This window comes from Streptomyces sp. Xyl84, assembly GCF_059731885.1.
Genome location: NZ_AP029182.1, coordinates 832,839 through 850,259, shown reverse-complemented (window position 1 = coordinate 850,259; position 17,421 = coordinate 832,839). Strand labels below are relative to the sequence as shown.

The 17,421-nt window shown below is 73.3% G+C and carries 15 protein-coding genes; 11 read left to right on the top strand and 4 right to left on the bottom strand.

Features of this window, described 5'->3' with window-relative positions:
• Positions 1-18: 18 nt before the first annotated feature.
• Positions 19-3,039, top strand: a complete 3,021-nt coding sequence (locus AC6I72_RS03655; RefSeq protein ID WP_497999415.1) for an alpha-mannosidase — start codon at positions 19-21, stop codon at positions 3,037-3,039.
• Between the two features lie 96 nt (positions 3,040-3,135).
• Here AC6I72_RS03655 and AC6I72_RS03650 read toward each other — a convergent pair whose 3' ends face one another.
• Entirely contained in the window at positions 3,136-3,897 is a 762-nt protein-coding gene (locus tag AC6I72_RS03650; RefSeq protein WP_497999414.1) for a FadR/GntR family transcriptional regulator, read from the bottom strand.
• A gap of 162 nt (positions 3,898-4,059) precedes the next feature.
• Between AC6I72_RS03650 and AC6I72_RS03645 the strand changes: the two genes are divergently transcribed.
• The 8 genes from AC6I72_RS03645 to AC6I72_RS03610 are packed head-to-tail and all read left to right on the top strand — an operon-like array spanning position 4,060 to position 12,067.
• A complete protein-coding gene (locus tag AC6I72_RS03645) occupies positions 4,060-5,175 on the top strand; it encodes a sugar ABC transporter substrate-binding protein (RefSeq protein ID WP_497999412.1) in 1,116 nt (371 codons plus the stop codon).
• Positions 5,172-6,677, top strand: coding sequence for a sugar ABC transporter ATP-binding protein (locus tag AC6I72_RS03640; RefSeq protein WP_497999410.1), 1,506 nt, complete (start codon positions 5,172-5,174; stop codon positions 6,675-6,677). The genes AC6I72_RS03645 and AC6I72_RS03640 overlap by 4 nt, the downstream gene beginning before the upstream one ends.
• On the top strand, positions 6,670-7,701 hold the full coding sequence (locus tag AC6I72_RS03635) for an ABC transporter permease (protein ID WP_497999409.1): 1,032 nt from the start codon (positions 6,670-6,672) through the stop codon (positions 7,699-7,701). The genes AC6I72_RS03640 and AC6I72_RS03635 overlap by 8 nt, the downstream gene beginning before the upstream one ends.
• A 38-nt stretch (positions 7,702-7,739) precedes the next feature.
• Positions 7,740-9,170, top strand: coding sequence for an L-fuconate dehydratase (locus AC6I72_RS03630; protein WP_497999407.1), 1,431 nt, complete (start codon positions 7,740-7,742; stop codon positions 9,168-9,170).
• Entirely contained in the window at positions 9,167-9,922 is a 756-nt protein-coding gene (locus AC6I72_RS03625; RefSeq protein ID WP_497999406.1) for an SDR family NAD(P)-dependent oxidoreductase, read from the top strand. The genes AC6I72_RS03630 and AC6I72_RS03625 overlap by 4 nt, the downstream gene beginning before the upstream one ends.
• Positions 9,919-10,908 (top strand): aldo/keto reductase, encoded by a 990-nt coding sequence (locus tag AC6I72_RS03620; protein ID WP_497999405.1) that lies wholly within the window; start codon positions 9,919-9,921, stop codon positions 10,906-10,908. The genes AC6I72_RS03625 and AC6I72_RS03620 overlap by 4 nt, the downstream gene beginning before the upstream one ends.
• The gene (locus AC6I72_RS03615) at positions 10,905-11,219 is read left to right on the top strand and encodes an L-rhamnose mutarotase (RefSeq protein WP_497999404.1); all 315 of its coding nucleotides are present in this window, start codon (positions 10,905-10,907) and stop codon (positions 11,217-11,219) included. The genes AC6I72_RS03620 and AC6I72_RS03615 overlap by 4 nt, the downstream gene beginning before the upstream one ends.
• The gene (locus AC6I72_RS03610) at positions 11,216-12,067 is read left to right on the top strand and encodes an amidohydrolase family protein (protein WP_497999403.1); all 852 of its coding nucleotides are present in this window, start codon (positions 11,216-11,218) and stop codon (positions 12,065-12,067) included. Before AC6I72_RS03615 ends, AC6I72_RS03610 begins: the two co-directional genes overlap by 4 nt.
• Here the strand turns inward: AC6I72_RS03610 and AC6I72_RS03605 are convergent.
• The gene (locus tag AC6I72_RS03605) at positions 12,043-12,216 is read right to left on the bottom strand and encodes a hypothetical protein (RefSeq protein ID WP_497999402.1); all 174 of its coding nucleotides are present in this window, start codon (positions 12,214-12,216) and stop codon (positions 12,043-12,045) included. The two genes, AC6I72_RS03610 and AC6I72_RS03605, sit on opposite strands and share 25 nt — an antisense overlap.
• Positions 12,217-12,254: 38 nt before the next feature.
• Positions 12,255-13,679, bottom strand: coding sequence for a lipase maturation factor family protein (locus tag AC6I72_RS03600; RefSeq protein ID WP_497999400.1), 1,425 nt, complete (start codon positions 13,677-13,679; stop codon positions 12,255-12,257).
• 94 nt (positions 13,680-13,773) lie between these two features.
• On the opposite strand from AC6I72_RS03600, the gene AC6I72_RS03595 reads away from it, so the two are divergent.
• Positions 13,774-15,861 carry a SpoIIE family protein phosphatase gene (locus AC6I72_RS03595; RefSeq protein ID WP_497999398.1) on the top strand — a complete coding sequence of 696 codons (2,088 nt, stop codon included), beginning with the start codon at positions 13,774-13,776 and terminating at the stop codon, positions 15,859-15,861.
• Between the two features lie 75 nt (positions 15,862-15,936).
• Complete coding sequence (locus tag AC6I72_RS03590) at positions 15,937-16,800, top strand: Fpg/Nei family DNA glycosylase (protein ID WP_497999396.1); 864 nt, start codon at positions 15,937-15,939, stop codon at positions 16,798-16,800.
• A gap of 81 nt (positions 16,801-16,881) precedes the next feature.
• Here AC6I72_RS03590 and AC6I72_RS03585 read toward each other — a convergent pair whose 3' ends face one another.
• The gene (locus tag AC6I72_RS03585) at positions 16,882-17,148 is read right to left on the bottom strand and encodes a hypothetical protein (RefSeq protein WP_497999394.1); all 267 of its coding nucleotides are present in this window, start codon (positions 17,146-17,148) and stop codon (positions 16,882-16,884) included.
• Positions 17,149-17,421: the final 273 nt, after the last annotated feature.

The window sequence follows — 17,421 nt, the reverse complement described above, 5'->3', positions numbered from 1 at the left end:
ACCTACGGAGCATCCCGCATGCATGACGACCGCAGCCTGGTCGAAGCCCGCCTCAAGCGCGTTCTCGACGAGCGCATCCGCCCCGCCGTGTACCCCGAGTCCGTCCCGCTGGACGTGGCCGTGTGGCACGCGCCCGGGGAGCCCGTGCCGGTGGCCGAGGGACTGGCCGCCGCGCCCGAGCCGATCGAGGTGGGCGCCCGCTGGGGTGCTCCGTGGGGCACCAGCTGGTTCCGGGTGACCGGCACCGTGCCACAGGCGTGGGCCGGCAGGACCGTCGAGGCCCTGCTCGACCTGGGCTTCGACGAGAACATGCCCGGCTTCCAGTGCGAGGGCCTGGTCTACCGGCCCGACGGCACCCCCGTGAAGGGCCTCAACCCGCGCAACCAGTGGGTGCGCGTCGGCGCCCCCGTCGAGGGCGGCGAGGAGGTGCGCCTGCACATCGAGGCCGCCTCCAACCCCGTCATCCTCGACTACCATCCCTTCCTGCCCACCCGGCTCGGCGACAAGGAGACCGCGGGCAGCGACCCGCAGTACACGCTGACCCGGATGGACCTCGCCGTCTTCGACGAGACCGTGTGGCAGCTCGTCATCGACCTGGAGGTGCTCGGCGAGCTGATGGCCGAGCTGCCCGCCGACTCCCAGCGCCGCTACGAGATCCTGCGCGCCGTGGACCGGGCGCTGGACCTGGTGGACCTCCAGGACGTCAACGGCACCGCCGAGCGGGCCCGCGCCCAGCTCACCGGCGTGCTGGCCGCGCCCGCCGTGCCCTCCGCGCACCGCATCAGCGCCGTCGGTCACGCGCACATCGACTCCGCCTGGCTGTGGCCGCTGCGCGAGACCGTGCGCAAGGTGGCCCGTACGACGTCCAACATGACCGCCCTGCTGGAGGACGAGCCCGACTTCGTCTTCGCCATGTCCCAGGCGCAGCAGTGGGCGTGGATCAAGGAGCACCGGCCCGAGGTGTGGGCGCGGGTGAAGAAGGCCGTGGCGGACGGCCGGTTCGTCCCGGCCGGCGGCATGTGGGTGGAGTCCGACACCAACATGCCCGGCTCGGAGGCCATGGCCCGCCAGTTCGTGCACGGCAAGCGGTTCTTCCTCGACGAGTTCGGCGTCGAGAACGACGAGGCCTGGCTGCCCGACACCTTCGGCTTCGCCGCGGGCCTGCCGCAGATCATCAAGGCGGCCGGCTCCAAGCGCCTGCTGACGCAGAAGATCTCCTGGTCGCAGACGAACAAGTTCCCGCACCACACCTTCCAGTGGGAAGGCATCGACGGCACCCGCATCTTCACGCACTTCCCGCCCGTCGACACCTACAACTGCTCCATGAAGGGCAGCGAGATCGCGCACGCGGCCCGCAACTTCAAGGACAAGGGCGTCGCCCGGCACTCGCTGGCACCCACCGGCTGGGGCGACGGCGGCGGCGGCACCACCCGCGAGATGGTCGCCAAGGCCGCCCGGCTGCGCGACCTCGAAGGCTCCGCGCAGGTCGTGTGGGAGACCCCCGAGGCCTTCTTCGACAAGGCCGAGGCCGAGTACCCCGAACCGCCCGTCTGGGTCGGCGAGCTGTACCTGGAGCTGCACCGCGCCACCCTGACCAGCCAGGCCAGGACCAAGCAGGGCAACCGGCGCAGCGAACACCTGCTGCGCGAGGCCGAGCTGTGGGCGGCCACGGCCGCCGTGCGCGCCGGGTTCCCCTACCCCTACGAGGACCTGGACCGGATCTGGAAGACGGTGCTGCTGCACCAGTTCCACGACATCCTGCCCGGCTCGTCCATCGCCTGGGTGCACCGCGAGGCACGCGCGACCTACGAGCGGGTCGCCGCCGAGCTGGACCAGATCATCGAGGGCGCGCAGCGGGCGCTGGCGGGCGAGGGCGGCACACCGCTCGTCTTCAACGCGGCTCCGCACACCCGTGCCGGTGTCCCGGCGGGCGGCGCCGCCGCCCCGGCGGTCCAGGGCACGACCCGGCTCACCCCGCGCGCGGGCGGCGGCCACGTCCTGGACAACGGCCTGCTGCGCGTCGAGATCGACGGACGCGGTCTGGTCGTCTCGGCCTACGACATCGCGGCCGACCGCGAGACCGTCGCCCCCGGCCGGGCGGCGAACCTCCTCCAGCTGCACCCCGACTTCCCCAACATGTGGGACGCCTGGGACGTCGACGAGTTCTACCGCAACACCGTCACCGACCTGACGGACGCGGACTCGGTCGCGGCCGGCGAGGACGGCACCTCGGTGCGGATCGTGCGCTCCTTCGGTTCCTCCCGCGTCACCCAGGTCCTGTCGCTGGCGGCGGGCGAGCGACGGCTCGTCGTGGACACGGAGGTCGACTGGCACGAGACGGAGAAGTTCCTCAAGCTGGCCTTCCCGCTGGACGTGCACGCCGAACGGTACGCGTCGGAGACGCAGTTCGGGCACTTCCACCGGCCCACCCACACCAACACCTCCTGGGAGGCGGCCAAGTTCGAGGCCTGCAACCACCGGTTCGTGCACGTCGCCGAGCCGGGCTGGGGCGTCGCCCTCGTCAACGACTCGACGTACGGACATGACGTGACCCGCGCCGTCCGCACCGACGGCGACCTGGGCACGACCACCACGGTCCGCGTGTCGCTGCTGCGCGCGCCGCGCTTCCCCGACCCGGAGACCGACCAGGGACTCCACCGCTTCCGGCACGCCCTGGTGCCCGGCGCGGAGATCTCCGACGCCGTGCGCGAGGGCTGGCGGATCAACGTCCCCGAGCGGCGGCTGACCGGTGCCGGCGAGGTCGCGCCGCTGGTGGGCGTCGACGACGACGCGGTCGTCGTGACCGCCGTGAAGCTGGCCGACGACGGCAGCGGTGACGTGGTCGTCCGCTTCCACGAGGCCCACGGCGGCCGGGCCCGCGCCACGCTGACGGCCGGGTTCGAGGTCGCCGACGCGACGGTCACGGACCTGCTGGAGCGGCCCCTGGCCGACGCGGCGCCCGTGGAGCGCGACGGTGAGCGGGTGGCGGTACGGCTGCGCCCCTTCGAGCTGGTGACGCTGCGGCTGCGGCGCGCCTGAGCCTGCCGCGCAGGGCGGCCCGGCGAGCGATCGCCGGGCCGCCCTGCGGCGTTTCACGCGCGGACGCATCCGTCCCGTACCACCGGGCTGCCGCCCCTACCGCCCCGTCTGCGTACGCAGCCATTCCTCGACCTCGCCGACGTGGGCCGCCGCCGCCGCGCGGGCCGCTTCCGGGTCGTGGGCGGTCAACGCCCGGAAGATCGCGGCGTGTTCGCGGCGGGTGCGGGCGAAGGCGCCCTCCTCCTGGTAGCCGCGCCAGACCCGGGCGCGGAAGGTGCGCGAGGACAGGCCGTCCAGGATCGCGGCCATCGTCTCGTTGCCCGCCGCCCCCGCGATCTCCCGGTGGAAAGCGAGGTCGTGGGCGAGGATCTCCTCCGGGTCGTCGGTGGCGTTCATCGCCGTCAGGTGCTTCTCGACCTCGGCCAGCCGCTCCGGGGTGATCCGGGCCGCCGCCAGCGCGGTCGCCGTCGACTCCAGGACCCGGCGCACCTCCAGCAGTTCGACCAGGGCCGGGCCGCGGGTCAGGTCGGCGACCACACCGAACGTCTCCAGCAGGTCCCCGGCCTCCAGCTGGGTGACGTAGATGCCGGAGCCGTGCCGGGCCTCCAGCACGCCGAGCACGGTGAGCGCGCGGATCGCCTCGCGCATCGAACTGCGGGAGATGCCCAGTCCGGCCGCCAGGTCGCGTTCGGTGGGCAGCCGCTGGCCGGGCTCCAGCCGGCCCTCCGCGATCATCGCCTTGACCTGGTCGATGGCGCGCTGCGTCACCGTGCCCTTCGGCCCGGCACCGGCGGGTGAGGCACTCACGGCGCTCTCCGCCTCCGTCTGCCCTGCCGGGCCGGTCGGCATCTCGTCCACGCCACTCCTCCTGTCGCCGTGCGCCGCAGTCTAATCACCGAGGTGGTCCGACCACTATGGCCGAGCGGCGCGAAAACCTGGCTCCGGAGGGTGTTGTCCGCGCCAAGTGGTCTGATAAGTATGCGGGCAACTGCTCGATCTCGCTCGATGAGGAGCCGACAGATGGCCGGCACAGAAGTGCGGAACGGACGGCAAGGCAGGCGGCGGCACAGCAGGTGGCGGAACGAGGGGCGGGCCTTCGGCTGGGCGGTGCGCGCGACGGCCGCGGCCGCCTGCGGCGCCCTGGCGCTCACGGCCTGCGGCAGCACCAAGGACACCGGCGCCACCGGAGCCAAGGGCGACGGCAGCGGCAAGGTCGGAGTGATCCTCCCCCTGCTGACCTCGCCGTTCTGGCAGTCGTACAACGACTACGTGCCCAAGATGGCCACGTCCCAAGGCGTCGACGCGCTGAAGACGGTCAACTCCAACAGCGACCCCTCGCAGCAGATCACGGACGTCAACAACGAGCTGAACCAGGGCGTCAAGGGCCTGGTCGTGGCCCCGCTGGACAGTGCCGCCATCCAGGCCGGCCTCGACCAGGCCGAACGCAAGGGCGTGCCCGTGGTCGCCGTCGACGTGGCGCCCGACAAGGGCAAGGTCGCCATGGTCGTGCGCGCGGACAACGTCGCCTACGGCGAGAAGGCCTGCCAGTACCTCGGCGCGCACATCAGCTCCGGCAAGGTCGTGCAGATCATGGGCGACCTCGCCTCCGTCAACGGCCGTGAGCGCTCGGAGGCGTTCCGCGCCTGCGTGAAGAAGAGCTTCCCGCGGCTGAAGGTCCTGGAGATCCCCGCCAAGTGGGAGTCCGACACCGCCGCCGCCAAACTGGACACGCTCCTGAACGCCAACCCCGACCTCAAGGGCATCTACCTGCAGGCCGGCGGCGTCTACCTCGCGCCCACCCTGCAGACCCTGAAGTCCAAGAACATGCTGAGGAAGGCCGGGACGGCCGGGCACATCGCGATCGTCTCCAACGACGGCATCCCGCAGGAGTTCGACGCCATCCGCAAGGGCGAGATCGACGCCACCGTCTCGCAGCCGGCCGACGCCTACGCCAAGTACGGCATGTACTACGTCAAGGCGGCCATGCAGGGAAAGACGTTCACGCCGGGCCCCACCGACCACGGCTCCACCATCGTGAAGCTGCCCAACGGCACCCTGGAGGACCAGCTGCCCGCACCCCTGGTCACCAAGGACAACGTCGACGACCCCAAGCTGTGGGGCAACACGGTCCGATGAGCGCCACCCACACCGCCCCGCTGGTGGAGGCGCGGGGCGTCACCAAACGCTACGGCGCCACGGTCGCCCTCGCCGACGGCCGCCTCACCGTACGGTCCGGCGAGTCCCACGCCCTGGTCGGCCGCAACGGCGCCGGCAAGTCCACCCTCGTCACCCTCCTCACCGGCCTCCAGGCCCCCGACGAGGGCGAGGTCCGCTTCGACGGCGTGAGCGCCCCGCCGCTCACCGACCGCGACGCCTGGCGCCGCAAGGTCGCCTGCGTCTACCAGAAGCCGACCGTCGTCCCCGAACTCACCGTCGCCGAGAACCTGTTCATCAACCGGCAGCCGACCGGACGCGGAGGGCTCATCAGCTGGCGGCGGCTGCGCCAGGAGGCCGCCGGCCTCCTCGCCACCTGGGACGTGCGCGTCGACCCCGGCGCCCGCACCTCGGAACTCAAGGTCGAGGACCGGCAGATGGTCGAGATCGCGCGGGCGCTGAGCTTCGGCGCGCGGTTCATCGTCCTGGACGAACCCACCGCCCAGCTCGACAACCGCGAGATCGATCGGCTGTTCACCCGCATGCGCGCCCTGCAGGACTCCGGGGTCACCTTCCTGTTCATCTCCCACCACCTCCAGGAGGTGTACGAGGTCTGCCAGACCGTCACCGTGCTGCGCGACGCCCGCTGGATCACCACCGCCCCCGTCGCCGACCTGCCCAGGGCCGCCCTGGTGGAGGCCATGGCGGGGGAATCGGTCACCGAGAGCGGTCTCGGGCGTGAGCCCGTCGCCGCCCACGCCCCCGTGGTCCTGGAGGCGCACGGGCTCGGCTCGGGGGCGTACCAGGACATCGACCTCACCGTGCGCGGCGGCGAGGTGGTGGGGCTGGCGGGCTCCAGCGGCAGCGGCAAGATCGAACTGGCCGAGACCTTCGCCGGACTGCACACCCCCACCGGCGGCAGCGCCCGGCTCGACGGCCGAGCCCTGCCGTTCGGTGACGTGCGGGCCGCGCTGACGGCGGGCGTCGGCTGCGTCCCGCGCGACCGGCACGAGCAGGGTCTGGTGGCCGGCATGACCGTCGGCGACAACGTCACCCTGAGCGTCCTGGACCGCCTCGGCCGCCACGGCTTCGTCGGCACCGGTGCCCGGCGCGGCTTCGCCCGCGAGCTGATCGACCGCCTCGGCATCCACACCGAAGGCCCCGAACAGCCGGTGTCCGACCTGTCCGGCGGCAACGCGCAGAAGGTCGTCATGGCCCGCGCCCTCGCCGGTGACCCCCGACTGCTCGTCCTCATCAACCCCACCGCCGGCGTCGACGTGAAGTCCAAGGAGTCCCTGCTGGCCCGTATGGACAGCGCCCGCGAGGACGGCACCGCCGTGCTCGTCGTCTCCGACGAACTCGACGACCTGCGCCGCTGCGACCGCGTCCTCGTCCTCTTCCACGGCCGGATCGTCGCCGAACACCGCGCGGGCTGGCGCGACCACGAGCTGATCGCCTCCATCGAAGGAGTGGACCATGGCTGACACCGAAGCCGCCCCGCCGCTCGCGCCCCCGCACGCCGCCGCCGGCGCCGGCCCGGCCCGGACCGTCCTGCTGCGCCGCGCCCGCGAACTCGCCCTGGTGCCCGCCCTGTTGCTGCTCATGGTGCTCGGCACGGCCGTCAACGACTCGTTCCTCACCGAACGCAACCTGATCTCCATCCTCGGCTCGTCGGCCGCGCTCGCCATGGTGGTCCTCGCCGAGTCACTGGTGCTCATCACCGGCAAGTTCGACCTGTCCCTGGAATCCGTCGTGGGCATCGCCCCCGCCGTCGGGGCCCTCCTCGTCCTGCCCGCGGCGCAGTCGGGCTGGGGCACCGAACTGGCCGCGCCGCTCGCCCTGCTCGCCGTCCTCGTGGCCGGCGCGGTCGTCGGCGCCTTCAACGGCGTCCTGGTCGTCAAGTTCAAGCTCAACGCGTTCATCGTGACGCTGGCCATGCTGATCGTGCTGCGCGGCCTGCTGGTCGGCGCGACCAAGGGCAAGACGCTGTTCGGCATGCCCGACAGCTTCTACTCCCTGGCCACCACCACCTTCCTGACCATCCCCCTGTCGGTGTGGCTGGCCGCCGTCGCCTTCGCCGTCACCGGCCTGGTCCTCAAGTACCACCGCGTCGGCCGCGCCCTGTACGCCATCGGCGGCAACGCGGACGCGGCCCGTGCCGCCGGCATCCGCGTGGAACGGGTCATGCTCGGCGTGTTCGTCGTCGCGGGCGTCCTCGCCTCCGTCGGCGGCATCATGCAGACCGGTTACGTCGGCGCGATCAGCGCCAACCAGGGCCAGAACATGATCTTCACCGTGTTCGCGGCGGCGGTCATCGGCGGCATCAGCCTCGACGGCGGCCGGGGCACCATGTCCGGCGCGCTCACCGGCGTCCTCCTGCTCGGCGTGGTGCAGAACCTGCTCACCCTCGCCCAGGTGCCGTCGTTCTGGATCCAGGCCATCTACGGCGGGATCATCCTGGTCGCCCTCATGATCGCCCGCGTCACCACGGGCCGCGCCCAGGACTGACCACGCCGGTCACCCCGCCACCGAACGAAAGGCCATCCGTGTCCCCGACGCCCGCCCGCATCACCGCGGTCGACACCTACGACATCCGTTTCCCCACCTCGCGCGAGCTGGACGGCTCCGACGCGATGAACCCGGACCCCGACTACTCGGCCGCCTACCTCGTGCTGCGCACCGACGCCGCGGGCGGCCCGGAGGGACACGGCTTCACCTTCACCATCGGGCGGGGCAACGACGTCCAGGTCGCCGCGATCCACGCGCTGCGCCACCACGTCGTCGGGCGGTCCGTCGACGAGGTGTGCGCCGATCCCGGCTCGCTCTTCCGGGACCTGACCGGTGACAGCCAACTGCGCTGGCTGGGACCGGAGAAGGGCGTGATGCACATGGCGATCGGCGCCGTCGTCAACGCCGTGTGGGACCTCGCCGCCAAACGCGCCGGCCTGCCCCTGTGGCGGCTGCTCGCCGAGGCCGACCCCGAGTGGCTGGTGCGGCAGATCGACTTCCGCTACATCACCGACGCCCTCACCCCGGCCGAGGCGCTGGAGATCCTGCGCCGCGGCAGGCAGGGCGCGCCCGAGCGCACCGCCCGCCTCCTGGAGCGCGGCTACCCCGGCTACACCACGTCCGCCGGCTGGCTCGGCTACGACGACGAGAAACTGACCCGGCTCGCCGCCCGGGCGGTCGCCGACGGGTTCACCCAGATCAAACTGAAGGTCGGCGCGGACCTCGACGACGACGTACGCCGCTGCCGGGTCGCCCGCGCGGTCGTGGGACCGGACATCCGCATCGCCATCGACGCCAACCAGCGCTGGGACAGGGCCGAGGCGATCCGCTGGACCAGGGCGCTCGCCGAGTTCGACCCGTACTGGATCGAGGAGCCCACCAGCCCCGACGACGTCCTCGCCCACGCGGCCATCCGCGAGGCGGTGGCCCCGGTGAAGGTCGCCACCGGCGAACACGTGCACAACCGGGTCGTGTTCAAGCAGATGCTCCAGGCCGGCGCCCTCGACGTGCTCCAGATCGACGCGGCCCGCGTCGGCGGCGTCAACGAGAACCTCGCCATCCTTCTCCTGGCCGCCAAGTACCACGTCCCCGTCTGCCCGCACGCGGGCGGTGTCGGCCTGTGCGAACTGGTGCAGCACCTGTCGATGTTCGACTACGTCGCGGTCTCCGGCACCACCGAGGACCGCGTCATCGAGTACGTCGACCACCTGCACGACCACTTCCTCGACCCGGTGGTGATCCGCGACGGCCACTACACGGCCCCCGCCGCCCCCGGTTTCTCGGCCGCCCTGCGACCGGGGTCCATCGAGCGCTACACCTTCCCCGGCGGCACCTTCTGGGCCGCCGACCTGGCACAGCGGGCCGGGCGGGACGAGCAGGACGGGAACGACGGGCAGACCGGGCAGGACGGACCGGGCGGGCAGGACCGGCAGAGGCGTCACGAGCGGCAGAAGGGACACGCGGCATGAACGACTTCGACGGACTGAGGGCACTGGTGACGGGCGGTGCCTCCGGCATCGGGCGGGCCACCGCCGACCTCCTCGCCGGGCGGGGGGCCCGGGTCGCCGTGCTGGACCTGGACCCGTCGGCCGTGGACGAGCCGCTGCACGCCTTCCGCGCCGACGTGAGCGACGACGCGTCGGTGCGCACGGCGGTCGCCTCGGCGGCCGGCGCCCTCGGCGGCGTGGACATCCTCGTCAACAACGCGGGCATCGGCGCCCAGGGCACCGTCGAGGACAACGACGACGACGAATGGCGCCGCGTCTTCGACGTCAACGTCCTCGGCATGGTGCGCACCGCCCGCGCCGCCCTGCCGCACCTGCGCGCCTCCGAGCGTGCCGCGATCGTCAACACCTGCTCGATCGCGGCCACCGCCGGCCTCCCGCAGCGCGCGCTGTACAGCGCCACCAAGGGCGCCGTGTACTCCCTGACCCTCGCCATGGCCGCCGACCACGTCCGCGAGGGCATCCGCGTCAACTGCGTCAACCCGGGCACCGTCGACACCCCCTGGGTCGGAAGACTGCTGGACGCGGCCCCCGACCCGGCCGCCGAGCGCGCCGCCCTGAGCGCCCGCCAGCCCACCGGCCGTCTGGTGACCGCGGCCGAGGTGGCCGCCGCCATCGCCTACCTGGCCGGCCCGCACTCCGGCGCCACCACCGGCACGGCCCTCGCCGTCGACGGCGGCATGCAGGGCCTGCGGCTGCGCCCGGTGGGACAGTGACCGCCCTCGGCCGCGGCGGCGTCGAGGCCGGCCCGCTCGGCTTCGGCGCCGCCGCCCTCGGCAACCTGTACACCGAGGTCACCGAGGAGCAGGCCCACGAGGCGGTGGACGCCGCCTGGGAGGCGGGGATCCGCTACTTCGACACCGCCCCGCACTACGGGCTCGGCCTGTCCGAACGCCGCCTGGGCGCCGCACTGCGCGCCCGCCCCCGGGCGTCGTACACCCTCTCCACCAAAGTGGGCCGCCGCCTCGAACCCGCCACCACGGAGGACGGCACGGGCGACGGCACCGGCGACGACCTGGCCGCCGGTTTCGCGGTGCCCGCCTCCCACCGCCGCGTCTGGGACTTCAGCGCCGACGGCGTCCGCCGCAGCCTGGAGGCGAGTCTGGACCGTCTCGGTCTGGACCGCGTCGACGTCGTCTACCTGCACGACCCCGACGACCACGCCGAGCAGGCCTTCCGCGAGGGCTACCCGGCGCTGGAGAAGCTCCGCTCCGAGGGCGTGGTCGGGGCGATCGGCGCGGGCATGAACCAGTCCGCCATGCTCACCCGCTTCGTCCGCAACACCGACGTCGACGTGGTGCTGTGCGCGGGCCGCCACACCCTCCTCGACCACGGCGCCCTCGCCGACCTGCTGCCCGCAGCCCTGGAGCGCGGGGTCCCGGTCGTCGTCGGCGGGGCCTTCAACTCCGGCCTGCTGGCCGACCCGGGGCCCGGTGCGAGGTACGACTACGCGCGGGCCCCACGACCGCTGCTCGACCGCGCCCTGCGCATCAAGGAGACCGCCGCCGCCCACGGCATCACCCTGCGCGCCGCCGCCCTCTCCTACTGCGCCGCGCACCCCGCCGTCGCGAGCGTCCTGGTGGGGGCCCGCTCGGCCGCCGAAGTCCGCGACTGCGCCGAGCAGTTCGCCGTCCCCGTCCCCGCCGCGTTCTGGCAGGAACTGCGCGAGGCGGGCCTGCTGCCCCGCGAGGAGCCGTCATGAGAGTCGCCCTGCACACCAAGGTCCGCGCCGACCGCGTCGCCGCCTACGAGGCCGCCCACCGCGAGGTCCCGCCGGAACTCACCACGGCCATCCGCGCCGCCGGGGCGACCTCCTGGACCATCTGGCGCAGCGGCACGGACCTGTTCCACCTCCTGGAGTGCGAGGACTACGCCCGTCTCCTCGCCGAGCTGGAGAAGCTGCCCGTCAACGTGGCCTGGCAGGCCAGGATGGCCGAACTGCTCGACGTCGTGCACGACTACTCCTGCGACGGCGCCGACGCGGGCCTGCCCGTCGTCTGGGAGCTGCCGTGACCGTCGACGCCCACCACCACGTCTGGGACCTGTCGGTCCGCGACCAGGACTGGATCACCGGGCCCGGACTGCGCCCGCTGCGGCGCAACTTCACGGTCGGCGACCTGGAACCCCAGGCCCGCGCGGCCGGGGTCGACCGCACGGTCCTCGTCCAGACCGTCACCGTGCCCGAGGAGACCCCGGAGCTCCTGGCCCTCGCCGAGGCGCATCCGCTGATCTGGGGCGTGGTCGGCTGGACGGACCTCACCCGCCCGGACGTCGCCGACGAACTGGCCCGCCTGCGCGCCCTGCCCGGCGGCCGCCACCTCAAGGGCGTCCGCCACCAGGTCCAGTCCGAACCCGACCCGCGCTGGCTGCTGCGCCCGGACGTCGGCCGCGGCCTGGCCGCCGTGGCGGAGGCGGGACTGGTGTACGACCTGGTCGTCGTCCCGCACCAGCTGCCCGCCTGCGCCGAGGCGGCGGCCCGCCACCCCGGGCTGACCTTCGTCCTCGACCACCTGGGCAAGCCGCCCATCGCCTCGGGCGGCACGCAGCCCTGGGCGGACGCCGTCCGGGCGCTGGCCGCCCTGCCGAACACCGTCTGCAAGCTGTCGGGCATGGTCACGGAGGCGGACCCCGCCCGCCGGGCCCCCGCCGACCTGCGCCCCTACGCGGACACCGTGCTGGACGCCTTCGGCCCGGACCGGCTGATGTTCGGCTCGGACTGGCCGGTGTGCACCCTGGCGGCGTCCTACTCCGACGTGCTCGCCACCGCCCGCGACCTGACGGCGGGGCTCGGCGAGAGCGAACGCACGGCGGTCTTCGAGGGGACGGCCACCCGTGTCTACGGGCCGGCCCGCTCCAGCTGACGGGACCGCCGGGCGGCCGGCGCCGGCTCGCCCTCGCACCGCTCGCCCAGGGCGGCGACGCCCACCGGGAGGCCGGTGGCGGCCTCGGCGCCCGGCTCCACCCCGGCCGGCTCGAAGGACCGTACGGCGGGACCTCCTGTGGCTCTCATGTCACCGACCGTAGCGGGCGGGTCGGGCAACGGACCCGTCAGGAGCGTCCCGCCGTCCCCGCCAGCCGCGTCGGCGCCAGGAACTCCCGCACATAGGTGCGGTCCCAGCAGGCCCCCGTGGCGCGCAGCTCCTGCCAGGTCGTGTAGCGGTAGCGGAACAGCCGGGCGCGGACGTAACGCGGCGGCCGGCCGGGCGGGAAGGGCGAGCGGCGCAGCAGCCGCAGGGTGTCGCGGTCGTTCTCCAGGAGCCGCTCCACCAGCGCGCCGAACCACGGCCCCGCGTACGCCGGGGAGAGCGCGGCGAACCACATCAGCCAGTCCAGGCGCAGGTGGTACGGCGCGAACTGGCGCGGCCAGTGCCGTACGTCCCCGGGCTTGCCCCTGAACTCGTACTCCCGCCAGTCGGAGTCCTCGCGCGGCACCTCGTCCAGCGTGCCCTCGACGACCACCTCGTAGCGGACCCGGCTGACGCTGCCGAAGGCCCCGTAGGTGTTGACCAGGTGCAGCGGGTCGAAAGAGCGGTTCATGACCTGGCGGCGGGAGACCATGTTCGCCACGGGGCGGTGGCTGAGGAACGCCAGCAGCGCGGCGACGGCAAGGACCACCACCTCGTACCACAGCGGTGTCGCGGGCACCGGGGAGGGCGCGGTGCCCGGCCACCGGACGGCGGACAGGGCCAGCACGACGGTGATCCAGTTCAGCCACGCGAAGTTGCCCGACAGCACCAGCCACAACTGGGTGAGGATCATCAGCGAGGCGGCGGCCGTGGCGAGCGGCTGCGGCGTGAACAGCAGGAACGGCACCGCCAGCTGCGTGACGTGGTTCGCGGCCGTCTCCACCTTGTGCAGCGGGGCGGGCAGATGATGGAAGAACCAGCTCAGCGGACCCGGCATCGGCTGGGTCTCGTGGTGGTAGTCCAGGCAGGTCAGTCTCCGCCAGCACTCGTCACCGCGCATCTTGATCAGTCCCGCGCCGAACTCCACCCGGAAGAGGATCCAGCGCAGCAGGAACAGCACCACGACCGGCGGGGCCACCTCGCCGTTGCCCAGGAACACGGCGAGGAACCCGGTCTCCAGCAGCAGGGACTCCCAGCCGAAGCCGTACCACGTCTGCCCGACGTTCACGATCGACAGGTACAGCGCCCACGGCACCAGCCACAGCAGCATGCAGCCCCACAGCGGCAGCCACCCGTCCAGCCCCGCCAGCAGGACCGCCGACACCGCGCAGCCGCCCCAGGCGACCGCCGCGAAGAGCCCGTCCGAGTAGCGCAGGTGGAACAGGCTCGGCGCCCGCCGGAACGGCACCCGCGCCACGAACCGGGGGATCGGCAGCATGCCCCGCTCGCCCAGCAGCGCCCGGAACTGCAGGGCCGCCGTCAGGAACGACACCAGGTAGACCGCGGCCAGCGCCCGCTGGAACACCAGGCGGGTCAGCCAGTAGTCCGGTGCGGTGAACCATCCCACGCCGTGCACGCTCCTCTCCCGACACGATCCCCTCGCTCCCGGGTTCCCCGGGTCCCCACTCGAAGAATCGGGCAAATCCTGGCAAGGTGGCCCCATGGCTGAACAGGGAGCGCACGCCCTGTCACTCCCGGACGACTGGCCCGCGCACCCGGACCCGATCCTGGCACTCAACCGCATGGGCAGCTTCGACTGGGACCTGGACACCGGTCTGCTCAGCATGGACGCGCAGACCCACAAGATCTTCGACCTCACCCCGGAGGAGTACGACGGACGCCCCGAGACCCTGGCCCGGCGCGTCCCCGGCGGTGAGGGGCGCCGCCTGGAGGCCATGGTGGCCCGCGCCCTGAAGGACGGCAGCGAGAACTACGGCACCTACATGCGCCTGCGCCGCCGCGACGGCACCCTGCGCTGGATCCACACCCAGGGCTACATCCGCCGGGACGGCACCGGTCGCCCGCACCGGATCATCGGCATCATCCGGGACGCCACCGAGGAACTCGACGACGTCGCCGGCCGCCAGGAGCGGGTCGCCCGGGCCGCCGCCCGCCGCGAGCAGACCAACGTCGTGCAGGCCACCACCGCCGCCCTCGCCCACGCCCACTCCGTCCAGGACGTCATCGAGGTCGTCAAGGACAGCCACGGCCTCGCCCTGCTGGGCTCCACCAGCCTGGTCCTCGGCCTCGTCGAGGCCGGCCGCATCCGGCTCGTCGCCGAGGGACCCGAGGGCAGCTCCGTCCCCGGCACCCTCGTCACCCGGATCGACGAGCCCTACCCGATGAGCGAGGCGGTCCGCACCCTCAGCCCGCGCTTCATCGAGTCCCCGGAGGACTTCGCCGAGCGCTACCCCATCCTGTGGCCGCACATCACCGGGCTGCGCATCACCTCGGCCGCCTACCTGCCGCTCGTCGCCCAGGGCCGCCCGATCGGCGGCATGGGCCTGCTCTACAGCGGCCGGCACGGCTTCACCCAGGAGGAACGCAACCTCCTCGTCGCCCTCGGCAGCAGCATCGCGCAGAGCCTGCAGCGCGCCATGCTCTACGAACAGGAGAAGGACCTCGCCCAGGGCCTCCAGCAGGCCATGCTGCCCCGCACCATCCCCAGCGTCCCCGGCGCCGACGTCGCCGTGCGCTACCGCTCCGGGTACGCGGGCGGCTCCCTGGGCCGGGACATCGGCGGCGACTGGTACGACCTGATCCCGCTGCCCGGCGGCCGGGTCGGCGCGGTCATCGGCGACGTCCAGGGCCACGACACGCACGCCGCCGCCGTCATGGGCCAGCTGCGCATCGTCCTGCGCGCCTACGCCGCCGAGGGCCACACCCCCGCCACCGTGATGGCCCGCGCCTCCATCTTCCTGCACGAACTGGACACCGACCGCTTCGCGACCTGCCTGTACGCGGAGGCCGACCTGTCCACCGGTGTCGTCCAGGTCGTCCGCGCCGGCCACATCGACCCCCTGGTGCGGCACGTCGACGGCACCTGCCGCCGGGTCGACGTCGAGGGCGGACTGCCGCTCGGCCTGTCCGCGGAGTTCGGCAGCCTGGAGTACCCGGTCTGCGCCATGGAACTCGACCCCGGCCAGTCCCTGGTGCTGTGCACCGACGGCCTCGTCGAACAGCCAGGCGCCGACCTCGACGACGGCATGCGAGCCCTGGCCGAGTCCATCGCCGCGGGACCCGAGGACGTGCGCGACCTCGCCGACCGGCTGATCGCGATGGCCGAGGAGCGCGGCGGCGACGACGACGTGGCCCTGCTGGTGCTGCGCCGCCGCGCGCTCACCGAACGCCGGCCCCTCGGCCGCCTCCAGCAGCACGTCGCCCCCGGCGACCCCGAGGCGCTCACCGGGGCCCGGCACATGATCCGCTCCACCGTGCGCTCCTGGGGCGCGCGGGAACGCTCCGACGAGATCGAACTCGTGGCCGACGAACTGATCACCAACGCCCTGATGCACACCGAGGGCGCCGCCGTGGTCACCCTGCGCGTGCTCAGCGGCACCGACCGGCGGCTCAGGGTCGAGGTCGAGGACTCCTCCAGCGCCCTGCCGCGCCGCCGCGAACCGGGGGAGCAGGGCGTCTCCGGGCGCGGGCTGCTGCTCGTCGACCGGCTCGCCGACGTGTGGGGCGTGGAGGCGCGCGGCGGCGGCAAGTGCCTGTGGAGCGAGTTCGTGATAGGCGACTCCGAGTGAGCCTGCGGGGGCCGGGACGGGAGGGTCCGTGCCGTGCCGTGTGGCGGTGTCAGTGGCCGGTGGCACGCTGGAACCATGCCGGAACTGCCCGAGGTGGAAGCGCTCAAGGACTTCCTGACCGAGAACCTGGTCGGTCACGAGGTGGTCCGGGTGCTGCCCGTCGCCATCAGCGTCCTGAAGACCTACGACCCGCCCGTCACCGCCCTGGAGGGCCACGAGGTCGCCGCCGTCGGCCGGTACGGCAAGTTCCTCGACCTGGCCACCGGCGGCGGCCCGCACCTCGTCACCCACCTGGCCCGCGCGGGCTGGCTCCAGTGGAAGGACCGCCTGCCCGACGGGGTGCCGCGCCCCGGCAAGGGCCCCCTCGCCCTGCGCGTCGCCCTGGAGACCGGGGCGGGCTTCGACCTCACCGAGGCCGGCACCCAGAAGCGGCTCGCGGTGTACGTCGTGCACGACCCGCGTCAGGTGCCGGGCATCGACCGGCTCGGCCCCGATCCGCTGGCCGACGGCTTCGACGAGGAGCGCTTCGCGCGGCTGCTCGCGGGGGAGCGGCGGCAGCTCAAGGGCGCCCTGCGCGACCAGAGCCTGATCGCCGGCGTGGGCAACGCCTACAGCGACGAGATCCTGCACGCGGCGAAGATGTCCCCGTTCAAACTGGCCGCCTCGCTGACGCCCGAGGAGACCCGGACGCTGTACGAGGCGCTGCGCACCACTCTGGCCGAGGCGGTGGAGCGCTCCAGGGGCGTCGCGGCGGGCCGGCTCAAGGCCGAGAAGAAGAGCGGTCTGCGGGTGCACGGCCGCACGGGGGAGCCCTGCCCGGTGTGCGGCGACACGATCCGCGAGGTCTCCTTCAGCGACTCCTCGCTGCAGTACTGCCCGACCTGCCAGACGGGCGGCAAGCCGCTGGCGGACCGCAGGCTCTCCCGGTTGCTCAAATGACGCGGGCGCGGGCGCGGGGGCCGGTGCGGCGTCCGCGAGGCCGCGGGAGGCGGGGCGCGGGGCCGCGCAGGCCCCCGCAGATCAGGGCGCGCCGAGCGTCACCGGGCGCCGTCCGTCCGCCGTGCGCACCTCGAAGCGGGCGATCCGGCTGGGGCCCGGGGCCGCGCCGCCGGCCACGGTGGCCGTGCGCGCGTCGTGCGGCCGTACGGAGCAGCGGGTCACCGTCCGCTCCGAGCCGTCGCGCCCGACCGCGACGAGCCGGCCCGTGTGCGGGTCCGCCGCGTCCCGGATCCGCAGCGGCGCCTCGCTTCCCCCGCGCGTGCCCGCGGCGCCGGCCTCGGCCCGCACCCCTGCGCGTCCGTTGGTCGCCGTCAGGTGCTAGTAGGCCCTGTCGTCGAATTCCCGCCTGCCTCGCGACGCCATGCACGCACTCTCGCCGCACCGGACCCAGACCCGAGTACGTCCAGTACGAGGGTCAGGGCCCGGCACGCCGAGAGCACGCACCTGACGCCGCGAGGCCCGCCCTCCGGGCGGACGACGGGAATGTGACGACAGGACCTAGTAGTGCTTCGTTAGGTTCTGGGTCTCGTTCTGCTTCTGCTGGTCGGCAGGGGGCGGCGG